Origin of the sequence: Vibrio sp. 16 (assembly GCF_963681195.1) — a bacterium.
GTDB classification, from domain to species: Bacteria; Pseudomonadota; Gammaproteobacteria; order Enterobacterales; family Vibrionaceae; genus Vibrio; species Vibrio sinaloensis_D.
The window spans coordinates 1,826,246-1,841,709 of sequence record NZ_OY808997.1 but is presented as its reverse complement, the minus strand read 5'-3'; the positions used below and the strand labels follow the sequence as shown (position 1 = coordinate 1,841,709).

Annotated in this window: 15 protein-coding genes; 5 read left to right on the top strand and 10 right to left on the bottom strand. The window is 46.5% G+C overall.

Going from position 1 to position 15,464, the window contains the following annotated elements:
• Positions 1–24: 24 nt before the first annotated feature.
• A complete protein-coding gene (locus tag U9J37_RS08315) occupies positions 25–630 on the bottom strand; it encodes a YtjB family periplasmic protein (protein ID WP_005473490.1) in 606 nt (201 codons plus the stop codon).
• A 104-nt stretch (positions 631–734) separates the two neighbouring features.
• Here U9J37_RS08315 and serB point away from each other — a divergent pair, with 104 nt between their 5' ends.
• Complete coding sequence (gene serB, locus U9J37_RS08310) at positions 735–1,715, top strand: phosphoserine phosphatase (protein ID WP_005473585.1); 981 nt, start codon at positions 735–737, stop codon at positions 1,713–1,715.
• Positions 1,716–1,745: 30 nt separating this feature from the next.
• Here serB and U9J37_RS08305 read toward each other — a convergent pair whose 3' ends face one another.
• A complete protein-coding gene (locus U9J37_RS08305; protein WP_005473468.1) occupies positions 1,746–4,091 on the bottom strand; it encodes a PilZ domain-containing protein in 2,346 nt (781 codons plus the stop codon).
• 133 nt (positions 4,092–4,224) lie between these two features.
• Between U9J37_RS08305 and radA the strand changes: the two genes are divergently transcribed.
• Positions 4,225–5,604 carry a DNA repair protein RadA gene (gene radA, locus U9J37_RS08300; RefSeq protein WP_005473514.1) on the top strand — a complete coding sequence of 460 codons (1,380 nt, stop codon included), beginning with the start codon at positions 4,225–4,227 and terminating at the stop codon, positions 5,602–5,604.
• 62 nt (positions 5,605–5,666) lie between these two features.
• Here radA and csdA read toward each other — a convergent pair whose 3' ends face one another.
• The 4 genes from csdA to U9J37_RS08280 all read right to left on the bottom strand — a co-directional run bounded on the left by csdA (position 5,667) and on the right by U9J37_RS08280 (position 9,307).
• Positions 5,667–6,878, bottom strand: coding sequence for a cysteine desulfurase CsdA (csdA, locus tag U9J37_RS08295; RefSeq protein ID WP_005473574.1), 1,212 nt, complete (start codon positions 6,876–6,878; stop codon positions 5,667–5,669).
• Positions 6,871–7,476, bottom strand: a complete 606-nt coding sequence (locus tag U9J37_RS08290) for a DJ-1 family glyoxalase III (protein ID WP_005473563.1) — start codon at positions 7,474–7,476, stop codon at positions 6,871–6,873. Before U9J37_RS08290 ends, csdA begins: the two co-directional genes overlap by 8 nt.
• Positions 7,473–8,360, bottom strand: coding sequence for a 2-dehydropantoate 2-reductase (gene panE, locus U9J37_RS08285; RefSeq protein ID WP_005473499.1), 888 nt, complete (start codon positions 8,358–8,360; stop codon positions 7,473–7,475). The genes U9J37_RS08290 and panE overlap by 4 nt, the downstream gene beginning before the upstream one ends.
• A 101-nt stretch (positions 8,361–8,461) precedes the next feature.
• Entirely contained in the window at positions 8,462–9,307 is an 846-nt protein-coding gene (locus U9J37_RS08280; protein WP_005473475.1) for a nucleoside-specific channel-forming Tsx family protein, read from the bottom strand.
• 344 nt (positions 9,308–9,651) lie between these two features.
• Here U9J37_RS08280 and U9J37_RS08275 point away from each other — a divergent pair, with 344 nt between their 5' ends.
• Genes U9J37_RS08275 through U9J37_RS08265 form a run of 3 tightly spaced genes read left to right on the top strand, consistent with a single transcriptional unit; the run spans position 9,652 to position 11,536 of the window.
• Positions 9,652–10,251: an LON peptidase substrate-binding domain-containing protein gene (locus U9J37_RS08275; RefSeq protein WP_005473596.1), complete on the top strand. Its 600-nt coding sequence runs from the start codon at positions 9,652–9,654 to the stop codon at positions 10,249–10,251.
• A 38-nt stretch (positions 10,252–10,289) separates the two neighbouring features.
• Entirely contained in the window at positions 10,290–10,874 is a 585-nt protein-coding gene (locus U9J37_RS08270) for an RNA polymerase sigma factor (RefSeq protein WP_043887142.1), read from the top strand.
• Positions 10,871–11,536 carry a ChrR family anti-sigma-E factor gene (locus tag U9J37_RS08265; RefSeq protein ID WP_005473595.1) on the top strand — a complete coding sequence of 222 codons (666 nt, stop codon included), beginning with the start codon at positions 10,871–10,873 and terminating at the stop codon, positions 11,534–11,536. The genes U9J37_RS08270 and U9J37_RS08265 overlap by 4 nt, the downstream gene beginning before the upstream one ends.
• A gap of 51 nt (positions 11,537–11,587) precedes the next feature.
• Here the strand turns inward: U9J37_RS08265 and U9J37_RS08260 are convergent, their stop codons facing one another.
• From U9J37_RS08260 to U9J37_RS08245, 4 genes are all read right to left on the bottom strand, one after another.
• A complete protein-coding gene (locus U9J37_RS08260; protein ID WP_043887141.1) occupies positions 11,588–12,979 on the bottom strand; it encodes an AmpG family muropeptide MFS transporter in 1,392 nt (463 codons plus the stop codon).
• A gap of 70 nt (positions 12,980–13,049) precedes the next feature.
• On the bottom strand, positions 13,050–13,595 hold the full coding sequence (locus U9J37_RS08255; RefSeq protein ID WP_005473479.1) for a peptidylprolyl isomerase: 546 nt from the start codon (positions 13,593–13,595) through the stop codon (positions 13,050–13,052).
• Positions 13,595–14,164: a YajG family lipoprotein gene (locus U9J37_RS08250; RefSeq protein WP_005473590.1), complete on the bottom strand. Its 570-nt coding sequence runs from the start codon at positions 14,162–14,164 to the stop codon at positions 13,595–13,597. The genes U9J37_RS08255 and U9J37_RS08250 overlap by 1 nt, the downstream gene beginning before the upstream one ends.
• A 50-nt stretch (positions 14,165–14,214) precedes the next feature.
• Positions 14,215–15,345 carry a methyltransferase gene (locus U9J37_RS08245; protein ID WP_005473543.1) on the bottom strand — a complete coding sequence of 377 codons (1,131 nt, stop codon included), beginning with the start codon at positions 15,343–15,345 and terminating at the stop codon, positions 14,215–14,217.
• Positions 15,346–15,464: the final 119 nt, after the last annotated feature.

Here is a 15,464-nt window from a genome sequence, read left to right as displayed (position 1 = left end):
CATTGTGCCAACCCTGTTTTGTTTCTACTGCATATCTTTGAGCAGTAAGTTTTCGCTTTTCGATTTGGGTTTACGACGAATCACAATAGCTAGCAGCAAGCCTGCGATAAAGCTCATTCCCACCATGGTGTACATGTAGCGATCACTTTTTCTGTAGTAGTGATCAGAAAAGGCAGTTACACGTCCGGTCTCAAAGGTGATGCGAACAAAGCCCAGGACGACGTTATCGCGAATAATGGGTTCGACTAACTGCTGTTTACCAATGCGTGCCGTTTCAAGTGGAGTATCTAAGCCTAGGATCTGACGTACAGACTTGGCACTCTCACTTGAGGCGAGACGAATCCCTTCAGCGTCATAGATTGCCGCGTCATACACAAGTGCATCTTTAGCTAACTGGTTAGTCAACTTAAGCAAGCGCTCTTGGTCTTGAGCGACGATCATATCGCCAGCAGATAGAGAGGCTTGGGAAATCAAAATTTGGGTGAGAGTCTCCAACTGATTCTGTTGGATCTGCTCGTTCCCTTTGGTGATCTTGACGCTATTTACGCCAATAATCGCAACCATTGCCACCAAAGAGAGGATGGCAAGTGCTCGTATTGCGTTTCGAAATGAAAACAGAGATGAGTCCATTTGGCACCAAAATATCCATTAAATAAGCGGATCAACATATTGAGACTTGCGCTTTCAAATTGCAATAGGTTAACGTGTTGCAAGGTTTAATAAGGATTCTAAACATGGACAGGTTTAATACATTACCCATTCGTCGTCACATTCCTCTTATCAATCGCTTACCAGAAACTCGCCTTTCTACACGGTTTGATAAAGCCAATGCAGGTTGGGTTGTCTACAGTACACACCTTTCTGCTGCAAGCTTTGAAGATGTAGACTTCTTCACTGGATTCTACAATTCTGTGGTCGATGTCTGGAAAGTCGGTCAGTATGAAGTTGCCTTGATGGAAGGGCAGTTGACGCCGGAGCATGAAGAGATTCTCCAAGCGTTAGAGCTGGATTATGCTCGACTGCAAGACATTCCGGATCTATCCAAGCCAGGTTTGGTTGTATTCGACATGGATTCAACCGCCATTCAAATAGAGTGTATTGATGAAATTGCCAAGCTTGCCGGTGTTGGGGAAGAAGTGGCCGAAGTAACCGAACGCGCAATGCAGGGGGAACTTGATTTTGAACAAAGTCTTCGCCAGCGTGTGGGCAAACTGGCTGGCGCAGATGAAGCCATTTTGGAGCAAGTTCGTTCTGTTTTACCACTGATGCCTGACTTGCCGGAGCTGATTCAAACGCTAAAACGTTTCGGTTGGAAAACTGCTATTGCTTCCGGTGGATTTACTTACTTTTCAGATCATCTGCAAGAGATGCTTTCACTGGATCACGCTCAGTCAAATCAGTTGGAGATCGTCGATGGCAAGTTGACGGGCAACGTGATTGGTGAGGTGGTGAGTGCGCAAACCAAAGCCGACATTCTCGTTCAACTGGCAGAGCAATACGACATCGAGCCACACAATACGATTGCCGTCGGTGATGGTGCCAATGATTTAACCATGATGGCGGCAGCGGGTTTAGGCGTTGCTTACCACGCTAAACCGAAGGTTGAACAGCAGGCTCAAACAGCGATCCGTTATCATGGTTTAGGTGGGCTGATCTGCGTATTATCTGCGATATTGGTCAAGCAAAGGCGAGTAAGCTTCTCTCCACTCAAATAAACAAAAAGGCGAGGAAATCCTCGCCTTTTTCTATTGAGTCAGTTCAAGTCTTATTAAGATCTCTTCTGTAATGTCGGTGAGTTCACCGTAACCAATAATGCCGTTAATTTCTTTTTCTAAGCTGCGTGCTTTGTGCAAGCTAATTTGGGCGAGCTCTTGCAAATCTTTGCGCACTAATGCGGTCATTGGATCAAATACAGGGGCGCCACAAATTCTGATCGCATAAAACTCACCAATATTCTGCGCATTCTTGATGAACTTTATCCGCTCCTTGATTCCGCTGAAATCACTTAACAGCTTTGATTCAACAGATTGAATGCGGGTCCCAAACTTCACGGCGCTTAAGTAGAGTTCATGGTATTGAGGCTCGGCACCTTCAATGTGCTTCATGGGCTCTGCCAGCAGCGTAGCAGAACGCCCCTTGTATATAGGCTCTAGTGAATAACTTTGCCCGTTGCCCAGTTTTGCAAACAGCGTCAAATAGGCAGGGATTGGGTAGTGTACACCTATCACTTTTGGCCTCATGTTGCTGCCTTTCTTCTCGACAAAGACCGGAGCGCTTACCGCTTTGTCGAGCAAAATATCATGCAGTCCTTCCAACAAATTATTGCTTGGCAACAGCTCTTTTTTCGCTATCAACTTTTCTTGGTTGTGAGATATCAATTTGCCAAAGAACGCAATGACACGCATTGTCTGGCTCTCTTCAATTATCGCAAGTTGAAGCTGCTTGCCACCTGGACTAATGCGGATAACCTTATAAGGCACAGCATCAAGCGGCAGTTTTTTATCATAGAGCTGAAGTTCTTTGAAGTTGATATTACACAGCTCGCCCGCTTTCATGCGGCTAGGCTCTGCAAGTTGAATGCTCGCCCCATGCTTTGATAGATCTAACGTCGTGCCTTGAAGTCTCTCGCCATTTTCGCTGGTGAGCTCCACTGGCGACTTAAATTGGTACCTCGGCTCTTTTCGACGAGACTTAGCATCAAAGTACAAACAAATCGGGTTGTAGCTAGGATTACGAGCGTGGCGAAATGGATTTAATTCACTGCTTGGAAGTCGAGGCTTGTCGGTCAACAAATAATCTTGGCGACTACGATGATCGGATATCTCTTGCAGCATGCCACAATGGGTTAGGCAGTTAGGTTCTAACCCCAGCTCAGTGGAATGAGCCGATAGCTCTTGACGTTCCTCTTCCGATAGCTCAAAAACGGATAAACGGAACGCTTTCCAACTCTCTTTTTTGGCTCCAATGTGCCAAAACAACTGGCGAACCTCGCGAGAGGCTTCAGGCATCATCATAGAGAAAAACAGTTGCTGGCCTTTGTGGTCGTGCGTAAACGAGTAAAGAACGTTATTGCTGCCCTTCATCCCAGGGGTAGTGAGATTCGCCATTCGTTGACTATTGAACAGACTGCTTAACGTTTGCTGGTTTCGTTCGTCCTGCCAATATTGCCATATCGAGTGGTTATTCTCAGTCATCAAGACCAGTTTGAGTTCATCCCCACTAAAGAACACAGGCAGATTACAAGTGTGCTTAAGGTAGGTGTGCTCAAAGCCTCGCGAGCGTGCGCGGATGATTTTGTCTTGATTATCATGACGTGCTTTTTGAGCGTCACTCTTGAGGTACTGCTCAATGACGATGCTAAGTGTATTGGTATCATCGAGCTTAAGCAGTCGTAAAAATTTGACCGCATCGTTCTCGTACGATTCGTCTACACCCACAATGCGGTAAGGAATGGCATCGTGAATGCCTTCGATATCACTGTTTTTCTCTAGTTCGACAAAGCGGACATTGACGATTTCCCCAAGTTTGTAGCCAAACGCTGAGGGCACTTTGAATTTTGCGCCTGAGGGGGAGAGATCGACGGTCACCGCGTGAACAATTTGTTTGTTGGCTAGCTTTATTTCGATTTGGGAGCAAATTCTTAAGCGGTTTTCGCGACGTTTTAAGTCATATCCTAGGTTGATGGGTTCGACTTCAAACGGCGAGCTTTCTGCCGTGTTGCCGCCTTTCAGTGATTGACCGCGTTGTTTCATCACGCGGAAGTTGTTGTGCGTGTTGCACAGTGCTTCCCAAACCCCTTCGGTGTAGCCACCGAATTTTCGGGTATTCTTATGGTAGGCGTTGAACGCTACGTCATCGAGCCAGTGTTTTAGGCCATCTAATTCGTATTCTCGGCATTCGCCATTGACGCGTCCGCGTAGGTCAATACTCTTAGTGCATGGAGCCATAACGCGGTTCAGTTCCATTTTGACCAAGATTTTAACCGACGGCGGTTCGCCCTCTGTCATCTGACCAAGAAGAAACTCGAAATCGTCCGCGTGATAAGCAGGAATAAGTCTTTCTGCTATAGAAAGGATTTCAGGCTGCTGCATATTTATTGTTTGAAGTACTCCATACCTAAACTATCGACCTTGATATAAAGATCTTTAGTGATATGTTGTCGCGAATCAAGCAAAATTAAGCACAAACCAATATCTCAGTTCACAAATACAAATATGAGGCGACATGGCTAAGGCGAAAAGAGCATATGTATGCAACGACTGTGGAGCAGATTTCCCTCGTTGGCAAGGTCAATGCAATGCATGTGGGGCATGGAATACGATCAGTGAAGTGCGACTAGCGGCATCTCCAGCGGCGGCGCGCAACGAACGATTGTCGGGCTATGCGGGCAATAGCGGCGAAACTCAAGTTCAGACATTGTCAGAAATTGATCTGCAGGAAGTCCCTCGTTTTACCAGTGGGTTCAAAGAGTTTGACCGAGTATTAGGCGGCGGCGTTGTACCAGGCGCGGCGATACTGATTGGTGGTAACCCTGGCGCAGGTAAATCCACATTATTGCTTCAAACCATGTGTTATTTGGCGGCGCATATGCCGACGCTCTATGTCACCGGTGAAGAGTCGTTGCAGCAAGTTGCGATGCGAGCCTCTCGATTGGGGCTACCAAAAGATAACTTAAAGATGTTGTCGGAAACCAACGTCGACAGAATTTGCCAGATTGCCGAGAAAGAGCAGCCGAAAATTATGGTGATCGACTCTATCCAAGTGATGCATGTATCTGACGTTCAATCATCGCCGGGCAGTGTTGCTCAAGTGAGAGAGTCGGCCACCGCGCTGACGCGCTACGCCAAGCAGAACAATGTCTCTGTGTTTATTGTTGGACATGTAACGAAAGATGGCACTTTGGCAGGACCAAAGGTTCTCGAACACATAATTGACTGCTCTGTGCTTTTAGATGGCGGAACAGATAATCGCTTCAGAACCATGCGCAGCCATAAAAACCGTTTTGGTGCCGTCAATGAGTTAGGGGTTTTTGCCATGACGGGGCAAGGCCTCAAAGAAGTGAGCAATCCATCGGCGATCTTTTTGTCTCGAGGTGAGGAGGAGACTTCCGGCAGCTCCGTGATGGTCGTTTGGGAGGGTACTCGTCCACTCTTGGTTGAGATTCAAGCTTTGGTCGATTACTCCCAATTGGCAAACCCTCGTCGTGTTGCTGTGGGGTTAGAGCAAAACCGGCTGTCCCTGTTACTTGCTGTGCTGCATAAACACGGCGGTTTGCAGATGGCGGATCAAGATGTCTTTGTTAATGTGGTGGGAGGCGTCAAAGTGACCGAGACCAGTGCAGACTTAGCATTGGTGATGGCGCTACTTTCTAGCTTCAGAGACCGCCCTCTGCCGAAGGATGTCGTGGTGTTTGGTGAAGTTGGATTAGCGGGGGAAATTCGCCCAGTTCCAAGTGGTCAAGAGCGCTTAAATGAAGCGTTTAAGCATGGGTTTAAGAAAGCCATTGTACCTGCGGCCAACATGCCTAAAGGGGGAATCCCGGGCATGCAAATTCATGGAGTGAAGAAGCTTTCTGAAGCGATAGAAGCGTTTGATGAGCTATAGACGAGACATGGCGAAGTGAGGGCAAGGGTTGATGTGTCATATACATCAACCCTTATCTTGAGTTAAAGCATATCAACGGCTTTCTCAACGGCGGCGACCAAACGCTTTACATCGTCCATCGTGTTGTAGATGGCGAATGATGCTCGGATAGTCCCTTTCACGCCAAGCGCATCCATCAACGGATGCGCGCAATGGTTACCCGCTCGAACGGCAATGCCTTGTTGGTCGAGTAGGGTCGCTACATCTTGATGATGAACCCCTTCAATGACGAAAGACAGCACCGATGCGTCCGGTTGATATCCGAGAATCGTTACATCGTCGATGCTATTCAACGCTTGGTATGTCTTACTGACCAAATCATGGACATGGTGTTCGACCGTGGAATGATCGAACTGTGTATACCAATCAATTGCGGTTGCGAGGGCGATGGCACCGGCGACATTCGGCGTACCCGCTTCGAACTTCCCTGGTACTTGGGTGAAGGTGGTGCCAGAAAACGAGACTTTTTCAACCATCTTGCCTCCACCATGCCACGGCGGCATCGCTTCCAATAGCGACATCTTTCCATATAAAACACCGATTCCGGCTGGGGCATACAATTTATGGCCTGAGAAGACATAAAAATCCGCATTCAGAGCAGTCATATTTACTTGCTCATGAACTATCCCTTGAGCGCCGTCTACCACGACCACGGCGCCTACTTTATGCGCCCGCTGGATAATCGCTTCAATGGGCTGACGGGTACCCGTGACATTGGTGATATGCGCTACGGCGACAATTTTCGTCTTGCTGCTTAACTGTTTTTCGAACTCAGCCATGTCCAACTGACAGTCATTGGTCATTGGAATCTTGACGACCGTTGCACCAGTTTGTTGTGCAACAATTTGCCAAGGAACAATGTTGGCATGATGCTCCATTTCCCCGACCAGTATTTCATCACCGGGTTTAAGCGTATTTCTTCCGTAAGTTTGGGCGATCAAGTTGAGCGCTTCTGTTGCGCCGCGAGTCCATATCACTTCGTTTGGCGAGGCTGCGCCGATAAAGCGAGCAACTCTTTCGCGTGCGGCCTCAAACTGTGAGGTGGCTTCAGCTGTTAGGCGATGACTTCCGCGATGCACGTTCGCATTTTGTCGCTCATAGTATTGGCTGATGGCCTCAATCACGCACTTTGGCTTTTGAGTCGTGGCGGCGCTGTCTAAATAGACTAAGCGTTGATCGTTAATAGTTTGTGTTAAAGCCGGAAACTGCTTTGCGACAAGTTGTGCATCAAACATCTTCATCACCCAGTTTGTGATATTGCAAGGTTGGAATGGTCACCATTGGCTCTGCAACGGTCCAAGCGTGCGCTTTGCCTGAGAGGTTAATGATGATTTCCATCGCGAACTCAAGGGCCGTTCCTGGTCCTTGGCTTGTGAGCAGGTTGTGATTGATGTCGTAAGTCACGCGTTTAACACGGCGGTATTTCTCGGAAATCTGCTCTTGAAAGCTTGGGTGGCACGTCATCAAAGCTTCTGTGTAGAGGTTGTGGTGCAGCAGGACTATAGCTGGCGCCGCACAGATGGCCGCGACCAGCTTGCCTTCATACATTTGTTGACGAACAATTTCGACCAATACCGTGCTGTCGCGAAATGTTTCTGAGCCTTCAACGCCACCGGGAAGGATCACGGCATCAAACTCGTCATCGGCAACATCGACTAACTTGCACTCTGCGGTTAGGGTGACACCGCGTGAGGCTTTCATGGTTAATTGGCCATCAAAATCGGCACTCGCCACAACCACGTCATAGCCCGCTCGGACCATCATATCTATGATGGTTACCGCTTCCATCTCTTCGGTGCCGGGTGCGATAGGGATCAGTACTTTCTTGTTCATGATGTCCAACTTTTTTCGATTCGTTTGATTTGTTGATAAAGCGCTTCGTTGCTAGGTACATCCAGCTGGTGGTCGTGCGCTTTTTGTATTAAATAACCAGTAATAAAGTCGATCTCGCTTAGTCGATGATGACAAATATCTTGATGCATCGACGATCGATTTTCCGCGGTCGCCTGAATCACATTATATACGTGCGTATCGAGTTCGTTGCGGGAAAGCGTTAGCCCTTCACAAGTCATCACTTGATGTACTTCATCCAACAACTGGTGCAAGGTTGGCTTGAATGCCTCGTCTACAAGTTGGCCATTTTTGACTTGATGAATCGCGGTCAACGGGTTGATTGCGCAGTTGATCGCCAGTTTTAACCACAATGCGTCAAGAATATTCTCGTTCCAGTAGACATCGGGTAAGGCGTGAGCAAAGACCTGTTGAAGAAAATCGCATTGATTGCCTTTTGAATTATAGCCGCCTAATTGAGTGCTGCCTTGCCCCGTATGCAACACCTGATGGCGTGATTGGCGCAGAGCTCCATGTGTTGTGGTTGCCAGTACGAGAGGATTATTCGGTAGACGCGATGCGACTATCTCAGCGGTTCCCATCCCGTTATGCATCAGTACCACAATACAATCTGGGTGAAGGTCGCTTCGCAGTACATCAAGTGCGGGGATGACTTGTGGCGCTTTAACGGTCACAAGCAATACATCGGCGTTTTGAAGGCTGACTGGTTGGTTATTTGCCAGAGTAATCGGAGTGTTGCCATCAAGCTGAAGGGGGAGCTTGTCGTGCTCTTGCTTGGAGTAAAGGGCGACGGTATGCCCAGCCTGATGTAAAGAATACGCCCATAGCGAACCAATGGCACCAGGGCCTAATACTACGATATTCATCTTAATTCTCTGGCAATAGAGGGGATGGCCAAGAGGATAAAGTGATCAAAAGAGAAAGCCAATAAAAATGGCACCCGAAGGTGCCATTTGTTATGCGCTGTTTAGAACTTGTACGTGACAGCGAAGTAATGACCAACGCCAGACGATTCGAATGCGCTGCTGTCTTCGATACCGTATACATCGCTGTATAGTTTAAGACCGTAACCGACAGCGAATTGATCGTTGTGCCAGTAGAGACCGTTAAACATTGCGCCACCATGGCTAGCTGAGCTGTACTCTTCTTTCATACCAAATTGGTAATCAACGTAACCTTGGTATGAAATGAATGAGCCGTTTTCAAAGAAGTAGAATGGTTTGAACCAGTTTGTCGATACTTGGTAGCCGTTCCAGTCTTTTTGTTTTACGTCGTAGTTTGCGTAAAGGTTGAACTGCATTTTACCGAACCATGGAACCATGACATCCGAACCAATACCGATCATTGATTGGAAGCCAGGCTCTTTCTCAGCGACTAGGTTTTCGCCTGTTTTAGGGTCAGTTTTGCTTAGTTCGTAACTGTATGATGAACCACCGTCAATAACGGTGTAGTTTGCGATGTATAGCTCTTGAACTGGACCGAAAGAAAGGTCTTTGCCAGTTAGACCGTCTAGTGACATACGAGGCGCGAATTTAGCAAATAGACGATCACCGCCTGCTTTATCGCTGTCGTCATCATTCGTTAAGTTGAATACATCAATGTAACCGTATAGATCGAAAATACCTGAGCGACCACCAAACTCCATTTCAAGGTAAGTGTGGTCGATGCTGCCTGGCTTTTCATTTACCGTGTGCATCAAGTTAAACTGCAGGAACTTTGAGTCATTCTTGTGAACATCGTCTGAGTAGTCTGCTGCCATTGCTGGAGCTGACATCGCTGCCACAACACCAAGAGCTAGAAGTGATTTACGCATAGTGGAACTCTCTATGTTTGTTAATTCAATTATTCATTGGATATTTGTTTAAGTGCACACTCTTTGTTGTGCTTTATGGGGCTGCATAATATCGACAAAAATCTCAAAAACCATGTGCAACGCATGTAAAAAAATCTAAAACGAGCGATCTAGATCTCATTAACAAGTTAAAAGTTGCCATGTAACGGAACTAAATATTAGTTGCATAAAAAATGTTAGGGGTAACGATTACGCAAACGCTTCACTTTTATTTGATGGTCATCACATGTTCAATTAAATGTTTCGCTGATCTTTCTTAAATACGTTGCGTACCTGTAATTAAAATGTTTACAGGAATTAGGTTGATGCAAGAAGTAATGCTGTTCCCGCTAAGTTCTATAGTTTTACCCGAAGGTAAAATGCGCTTAAGGGTGTTTGAAGCAAGGTACAAACGGTTGGTCGTTGAGGCGTTGAAAGGCGATGGCACGTTTGGTATCTGCTTGTTCCAAAAGCAGGCGAGCGCAGAGAACAGTGAGTTGTCAGTAGTCGGTACCTTGGTAAAAATCGTCGACTTTGAGCAGCTGGTCGATGGTTTGTTGGGGATCACTGTCACTGGTCTTCATCGTTTCATGATACGAAAAGTGAGAACAGAGCACGACGGGTTGCGCTTTGCAAAGATAGAACCGTTGGCAAACTGGCCTTTAATGCCGCTTTCAAAGCAGGGTGCCTCGCTCAGTCAGCAACTGCAGCAAGTTTATGCTCAGTTTGAACAGTTAGATGAGCTGTACGACCAGAAATTTTTTGATGATGAATGTTGGGTTAGCCAGCGTTGGTTAGAAATTCTCCCCTTGTCAAATAAGCAATTTGACCTCCTTGCATTAGAGTTAGATTGTACGGTAACAATAGAGTACTTGAGCCGAGCGTTAATAAATGACGAGCAAAGTGATCTCGACACTCGGCTTTAACGTACAAAGTGAATCTTAAGGGTGCAAAGGACAGTCGAATGAGCAACGTGGACACGCAAAACTTTTCGAAATCCGATTGGGCTTCGTGTATGGAGCGCGTTAAACAACAAGACAAGCAGGCGTTTGCATTAGTTTTTAAACACTTTTCTCCTCGCTTGAAGCAGTTCACTTATCGCCATGTCGGTAATGAGCAAGTCGCGATGGAGATGGTGCAGGAAACGCTCGCCACGGTCTGGCAGAAAAGTGCTCTGTTTAACAACGAGAAAAGCTCTTTATCTACATGGATTTTTACCATAGCGAGGAATCTCTGTTTCGATATGTTACGCCGACAAAAAGGTCGCGATCAGCATATTCACTCAGAAGATATTTGGCCAAATGATTATTGCCCGCCTGATATGGTAGAGCATTACTCCCCCGAAGCTGACAGGATGAAAGAGCAGGTGGTTAAGTTCCTCGATACTTTGCCTGAAGCACAAAGAAAGGTGGTACAAGCGGTCTACCTGGAAGACTTACCCCATCAGCAAGTCGCGGACATGCTTGATATACCTTTGGGGACAGTAAAGTCACGACTTAGACTTGCTGTCGAAAAACTACGAATTTCAATAGAGGCGGATAAGTTATGAGTTATCACCCACAAAGCGATATTTTACAAGCCTACGTTGAAGGTTCGTTGGACGAGGTGACGGCGTTTACCGTCGCTATACACCTAGAGTCTTGCCCGCAGTGCAAACGCAAAGTTGCGCTTGCAGAGCAGCAGTGTGGTGAAGCACTGAGCCACGCTCCGATTGAGCAAACCCCAGACAACTTTGATGACATGTTCGCTCAAATCGTGACGTTAGAGCAAAATAGCGAGCCATTCCGTGCGCCTCAGCAAGCAAAACCGATCACTGTAAATAACAAGACGTTTATGTTGCCAAGAGCTCTAGGACGTTTTAGCGACCAGATTGGCGACTGGAAAAGCTACGGCGGTAAAGTGTTTAGTGCGCCGATTGAGATCGCAGATTCATGTCGCGTGAATTTGATGTACATCGCTGAAGACGTCCAAATTCCTCAGCACACGCACAAAGGCATTGAGTCCACTTTAGTTTTACATGGGGGCTTTAGTGATGAAGATGGTCACTACGAAGTGGGGGATTATCTGGTTAAGGATGCTTCCATCAAACACAGCCCATTTACTAAACCAGGGGAAGATTGTTTGTGCTTGGCTGTGCTCACCGAGCCGATGATATTCACTCAAGGCGTCGCGCGTCTGTTCAACATGTTTGGCAAGGGGATGTACCCGTAATCCTTTGCTACGAACAAGAAAAAGGCTTGGATAACCAAGCCTTTTTTGCGTTTATGATTCGGTTGTTTCCCTTTGCGCCGACTCTTCAGCGTCACGCTTGCGTGCTTTATCCAACATGTCGGAGAAATAGTGTCGCAGCGAGTAGAGCATTAACAAACTTGGAATGACCATTACCGCGGTCAAGATAAAGAACATTGACCAATCATTGAGGTAATCGACCAACTCACCAGAGAAAGAGGCGAGAGTCGTTCGGCCAAAGTTACCGAGTGAAGCAAGCAAGGCATACTGTGTTGCCGAGAAGGCTTGTCCTGTTACCACGGTCAGGAAGGAGACAAACGCCACGGTCGAAAATGCAGAGGTAAAGTTATCCACGATTAAGGTCGCTAAGAAGAGCTGTTCATTCGGTCCAACTTTCGCCATCCAAGCAAACATGAGATTGCTTGATGCCATTGCGATACCACCAATCATCAAACCGCGGACAATTCCGAACTTCACGTTGACCATACTGCCGATTAACGTGAATAGAATGGTGAGACCCCAGCCGATCAGTTTCGAATAGTAGCCGATTTGCTCGTTGGAGAAACCGATCTCTTTATAGAAGGTGATCGACATACGACCAAGGAATGCTTCACCAATTTTGAATAGGAAAACAAACAACAACAGAGTGAGAGCCACACGAAAACCATTTCTCTTAAAGAAATCAAGGAAAGGTTCGACAACCGTTACGGTGATCCATGCAAGCACTTTATTCCCAACAACTTGGCTATGACGTTTCTCTGCTTCCGCTTGCAGCGACGCGCGATGGGTCTTGGGTTCGCCAACCAGAAGCGTAAAGATCATCAGCAAACCAACAATGGCCGCCATGCCGTAGTAGACACCATTCCAACCGATCGCATCTGCATTAATAAAGGCGATGTAACCTGGCAGCGAATAGCCTGTCCACCATCCAACGACCGCCATGGCAGAGGCTTGGGGCAATTTTGAAGGCTCAGATTTTGGGAAACTATCGATACGAAAAGCGTCAATGGCAATATCTTGGGTCGCAGAAGAGATTGCAATGCCAAGTGCAAGCATCGACGTTAGCATCAAGTTCTGAGAAGGATCGACACCAGCAATAAAGAGTGTACAAATCAGAACGATAGATTGACACAAGAAAATCCAGCTACGACGTTGACCTAAAAAGGAGTGTAAAAGAGGTAAGCGGACACGGTCGACAAGTGGAGCCCAAAGAAAGTTAATGGCATACACGGCAAACACACTGCCAAAGTAGCCGATTGCAGCGCGAGTTAATCCGGCATCTTTCAGCCAGCCTGACATGTTTGAACCAATAAGTACCCAAGGGAAGCCACTCGAGCAGCCGAGCATAAACACCCAAAGTAGCCGCTTGTCCATATAGCTTTGAATGGTTTCTCGCCAAGTCATGGAAGGGGAGTCAGAAGACATACGCAATTCCTTTTAAGAATGTAGAGTGGATAGGCTCAAGGACTATCGAGAGCCTATCTTTTGTGAGAGCTTAACGAATGAGAGTTGCGCTGGTGATGATGATAGGTTCAACAGGTACATCACGATAACGTCCAACCGAATGAGTGCGTTTTTGGCTCATGTCTTGAATGATATTGAACCCGTCAGTGACTTTACCAAATACGGCGTAACCCGGTGGGCGTTGATCATAGTCGAGGAAGTTGTTGTCGACGAAATTAATGAAGAATTGGCGAGTGGCCGAATTTGGATCGTTGGTACGAGCCATTGCAACGGTAGCCGCTTGGTTCTTCAAACCGTTTGACGCTTCGTTTTTAATTGGTGCGTACGTTGGCACCATGTTCATCTCTTTATCAAAACCACCACCTTGAGCCATAAAGCCTGGGATAACGCGGTGGAATTGAGTACCGACATAGCTGCCATCTTCAACGTAACGAATAAAGTTCTTTACTGTAATCGGCGCACGTTCTTCGTTCAGTTCAATGGTAAACGATCCCATTGTGGTACCAAATTCGACTTTAGGGCCAGCAAACACCAAGCTGGTAAAAAGCGCTAAAGAGGCTATCGCAAATTTTCCCATTAGAAACGCTCCTGCATGTAGTTTTGCAGCTCACGATCATTCGCCACTTCTTGTAACACTAGGTTGACGACATCTGAAAGAACGACTTCGATATCTTCGTTAGACGCACTCAACGCGCCAGTACGCTTCGCAGTCCCCGTGTATGTCTTAACTAATTTGCCTTGTGGGTTTTCTGCGGTAATTTCGATCACCACTTTACCATCCATTTCGTTTTCCATGATGGTGTGTTTTACGGAAACCAACGCTTCTTGCACTTCAATTTGAATGCTGTTTTCGCTGGTTACTGTGTTTCTAAACCCTTGTGACTGGAACTGTTCGAGTAGGGCATTTTCGATCGAAATACGTACGTTCTGCTTTGAATGAATCGGTTCAATGTTAGAACGGCCACTGTCAACGAGTGCGACATATTGTGCTGAGCGAACATCCTTGCTGGTCAAGCTAAATGTCGCATCTTGAACGAGATCACCATTACTCAATACCGCTTTTGGCATAAAGTTGATTTGTTCTTGTTGAGGAGCTGCGCACGCAGTGAGAAGTGCCATTGATGCGGCTAAAACCAGTTTTCTCATTGTAATTTCCTTTATTCGAAACTCTATAATCCTAGAGTTAGGATAGTGAACTATTTAGTTGCTTGTAAAATAACAAATTTCTTGTTTGCCGCAACTTGCTTAACGTTCGACTTACCAAACAGCCTTGCTAACTTTCCATCGTAGCCGAGGTGACGGTTACCGATAACTAATAATTGCCCACCAGTACTGAGAACATGCTTTGCATCACAGAACATTTGCCAAGCGATATGATCGGTAATGGCTTGTTGTTGATGAAAAGGTGGGTTGCAAACGACAAGATCGGCGCTGTGGGCTTCAAATCCATCTAAACAGTTGTTGGTTAGACATTTGGCATTTGTGCCGTTTGGAACATTCTTATCTAGATTACGCTGCGCCGAGTGTGTCGCCATAAAGCTTTCGTCAACACAGGTCAGCGTGATGTCAGGATTGAGCTGCGCAAGCTTCACGGACAACACCCCATTGCCACAGCCGAGATCAATCACTCGCTTGTTGCCAAGTCCTGTCGGTAGATTAGGCAACATAAAACGGGCGCCGAGATCGAGACTCTCTCCGGAATAAACGTTTGGTAAGTTATCAAGCTGAATATCGTGTTCCTCGACTTGCCACGAGGTAAATGGCTCAACATCCAAAGCCTTTGGTGAATTGGCGTTGGCAAAGACTAAGCGATGTTTTTTCCAAGCGAGGGAAGTTGTCGTCGCCCCCAAATATTTCTCGAACAGTTTTAGCGTCGAGGTATGGATCTCTTTGGCTTTGTTAACCGCAATAACGGGCACATCGGCGGGTAGAGCGAGCCTTAATTGCGTTAACAGCCAGATGAGATGACGATTGCTTTTTGGCAATTGCATCAAAACAAGATCGACATCTTTAGGAATCGGATCAAACGTTGAGGCCATCGTGATTGGGTTGCATTGATTTTGTTCTAGATTGGCCAACGTTGCTTGATGAGAAATGAATGAGTCACTCATCATCGTCACCTGATGTCTTTGTGAGAACCAACAACTTAATGCGCCAAAATGATCATTAAGAATCAATACATTCTTGCCATGAGCAAGAGCTAATTCTTCAACATGATTGATGAGATATTCGTCGCCAGCATCCCATGCTTGAAGGGGTTCGTTGTTTCGTTTAGGGAATCGATGGAGAGAAAGGGTGCGCTGATGTAACGTAAGCTCAGTTTTCATAATTGAGTAATTAGCTAATAAACAGTGGTCAAATTGTCGCAGATGCTAGGCAAACAGGAAACTAAAACCTTTTGCTTTACGGTGAGTACGATTATTATCTGTTCTTTAACACTGTTCAT

Bases quoted from the DNA above. Each gene is read 5' to 3' on its own strand.
- U9J37_RS08315 (WP_005473490.1), bottom strand. From the start codon at position 630: ATGGACTCATCTCTGTTTTCATTTCGAAACGCAATACGAGCACTTGCC.
- serB (WP_005473585.1), top strand. From the start codon at position 735: ATGGACAGGTTTAATACATTACCCATTCGTCGTCACATTCCTCTTATC.
- U9J37_RS08305 (WP_005473468.1), bottom strand. From the start codon at position 4,091: ATGCAGCAGCCTGAAATCCTTTCTATAGCAGAAAGACTTATTCCTGCT.
- radA (WP_005473514.1), top strand. From the start codon at position 4,225: ATGGCTAAGGCGAAAAGAGCATATGTATGCAACGACTGTGGAGCAGAT.
- csdA (WP_005473574.1), bottom strand. From the start codon at position 6,878: ATGTTTGATGCACAACTTGTCGCAAAGCAGTTTCCGGCTTTAACACAA.
- U9J37_RS08290 (WP_005473563.1), bottom strand. From the start codon at position 7,476: ATGAACAAGAAAGTACTGATCCCTATCGCACCCGGCACCGAAGAGATG.
- panE (WP_005473499.1), bottom strand. From the start codon at position 8,360: ATGAATATCGTAGTATTAGGCCCTGGTGCCATTGGTTCGCTATGGGCG.
- U9J37_RS08280 (WP_005473475.1), bottom strand. From the start codon at position 9,307: ATGCGTAAATCACTTCTAGCTCTTGGTGTTGTGGCAGCGATGTCAGCT.
- U9J37_RS08275 (WP_005473596.1), top strand. From the start codon at position 9,652: ATGCAAGAAGTAATGCTGTTCCCGCTAAGTTCTATAGTTTTACCCGAA.
- U9J37_RS08270 (WP_043887142.1), top strand. From the start codon at position 10,290: ATGAGCAACGTGGACACGCAAAACTTTTCGAAATCCGATTGGGCTTCG.
- U9J37_RS08265 (WP_005473595.1), top strand. From the start codon at position 10,871: ATGAGTTATCACCCACAAAGCGATATTTTACAAGCCTACGTTGAAGGT.
- U9J37_RS08260 (WP_043887141.1), bottom strand. From the start codon at position 12,979: ATGTCTTCTGACTCCCCTTCCATGACTTGGCGAGAAACCATTCAAAGC.
- U9J37_RS08255 (WP_005473479.1), bottom strand. From the start codon at position 13,595: ATGGGAAAATTTGCGATAGCCTCTTTAGCGCTTTTTACCAGCTTGGTG.
- U9J37_RS08250 (WP_005473590.1), bottom strand. From the start codon at position 14,164: ATGAGAAAACTGGTTTTAGCCGCATCAATGGCACTTCTCACTGCGTGC.
- U9J37_RS08245 (WP_005473543.1), bottom strand. From the start codon at position 15,345: ATGAAAACTGAGCTTACGTTACATCAGCGCACCCTTTCTCTCCATCGA.